Source organism: Pseudomonas sp. PA-4-8C, assembly GCF_021606625.1.
Classification (GTDB): Bacteria; Pseudomonadota; Gammaproteobacteria; order Pseudomonadales; family Pseudomonadaceae; genus Aquipseudomonas; species Aquipseudomonas lactis.
Genome location: NZ_WKCD01000488.1, coordinates 1 through 2,010 on the forward strand (window position 1 = coordinate 1; position 2,010 = coordinate 2,010).

A 2,010-nucleotide genomic window follows, 5' to 3' on the forward strand; every position below is an offset into this window, starting at 1 on the left:
ATATAATTCTGAGCTAAAATCAGCTGCAGCGAGAGTCATCGATTCTGGTTGGTACATCGGCGGAGAAGAGCTGAGCAACTTCGAAGCTGAATTCGCTGCTTATTGTGGTTCGCGTCATTGCATCGGTGTGGCGAATGGGCTTGACGCGCTGATTTTGACATTAAGAGCATGGAAGGTCCTGGGTAAGCTCAACGACGGTGATGAAGTAATTGTTCCTGCAAATACATACATTGCAAGTATATTGGCAATTACTGAGATCGTTCTGATACCCGTCTTGGTTGAGCCTGACAACGATACGATGAATATTGATATTCTGAATATCGCCAGTGCACTGACGGAAAAAACAAAGGTAATCCTCCCTGTTCACCTCTATGGTCAGCTGGCTGACATGCCAGAGATCATGAAGTTTGCGCGTTCTCATTCCTTGCTAGTTCTCGAAGACTCCGCACAGGCGCATGGTGCCGCAATTGACGGAAGGAAAGCTGGCAGTTGGGGGCATGCTTCAGGCTTTAGTTTTTATCCAGGTAAAAACCTGGGAGCCTTGGGCGATGCGGGTGCAATTACGACCGATGATGATGAGCTTGCTACGACCCTCAGAGCATTGAGAAACTATGGTTCTCACGAGAAATATAAAAATGATATTCAAGGGGTCAATAGCCGTTTGGATGAGATTCAAGCTGCGTTCTTACGTGTAAAGCTTGCTCACCTCGATGAAGATACTTCGGCAAGAAGGCATATAGCAAAAATTTATCTTGAAGGTATCTCTAACCCTCTCATCCAACTTCCATTGGACCCGAGTAATTACGACACAAATATGGCTCGCCAAGTATGGCATCTATTTGTTATTCGAACTTCTCAGCGTGTGGCGCTCCAAAAGCATCTGCAGAGCAATAATATTCAAACGCTGATCCATTATCCAATTCCGCCTCACAAGCAAAAGGCCTATCAAGAGTGGAATGAGCTTAGCTTTCCTATCTCCGAAGTCATTCATCAGGAAGTTATCAGTATTCCCATCGGGCCAACTATGACAGATGATGAAGCTCATGCTGTAGTGAAGGCTTGCAACTCGTTCTCAACAAACGAGTCGTAAGTATGACGCTCATAAAGACAAGTCTTTTTAATAGCATCGCCGTCCTGGTCAAGATATTGACCCTTTTAGGAATAAATAAAATCCTTGCCGTGTATGTCGGTCCAGCAGGTTACGCTGCGTTGGGGCAGTTCCAGAACGCGATGACTATTATTACGACGTTTGCGAGCGGAGCGTTGAATACCGGGGTGACCAAATATACAGCGGAATATGTTGAGGATGAGCTTAAGCAGATTACGATCTGGAAAACTGCAGGCACGCTTGCGATAGGCATATCTGTCCTGTTTTCACTATTGGTTGCAGTATTTAGCGTTCCGCTCGCAAAGCTTTTTTTGGGCGACGCAGCTTATGCGTCAGTGTTCTTATGTTTTTCCGTAGCGTTGTCGTTTTTTGTACTAAATGCTCTTCTACTCGCTATCCTGGTCGGAAAAAAAGAAGTACCTCGCTATGTGATGGCTAACATCGTCGGTAGCTTACTTTCTATCGGCTTCGTGTTTTATTTCGTCATGCTCTGGGGAGCCTACGGTGCTCTTATTGCTTTGGCTACTTTCCAGTCGGTTGCATTTTTCATTACATTGATAATATGCTGGAATTTGAAATGGTTCAAAATTTCAAATTTTTACGGAAAAATTGATAAAGGCGCGGCAAAAAACCTGTCTAAATTTGCGCTGATGGCTATCGTATCTGCGGCCTGTGTACCGGTTAGTCAGATTTTGGTACGGCAATATGTAGTTCAAAATTTAGGAGTAGAGAGTGCTGGATACTGGGAAGCTCTATGGCGACTGAGTTCTGCGTATTTAATGCTGGTGACGACAGTTTTGTCAGTTTACTATCTTCCGAAATTAGCTGAACTTAAAACGCATGCTGGTCTTCGTTCAGAGATCGTCAATGGTGCAAAGATTATCGTCCCCGTCACGATAGTT

The 2,010-nt window shown here is 44.6% G+C and carries 2 protein-coding genes; both read left to right on the plus strand.

Going from position 1 to position 2,010, the window contains the following annotated elements:
• The coding region (locus GIW04_RS30280; RefSeq protein ID WP_236479571.1) for a DegT/DnrJ/EryC1/StrS family aminotransferase at positions 1-1,090 on the plus strand (1,090 nt) is incomplete at its 5' end.
• A gap of 2 nt (positions 1,091-1,092) precedes the next feature.
• The coding region (locus tag GIW04_RS30285; protein ID WP_236479572.1) for an O-antigen translocase at positions 1,093-2,010 on the plus strand (918 nt) is incomplete at its 3' end.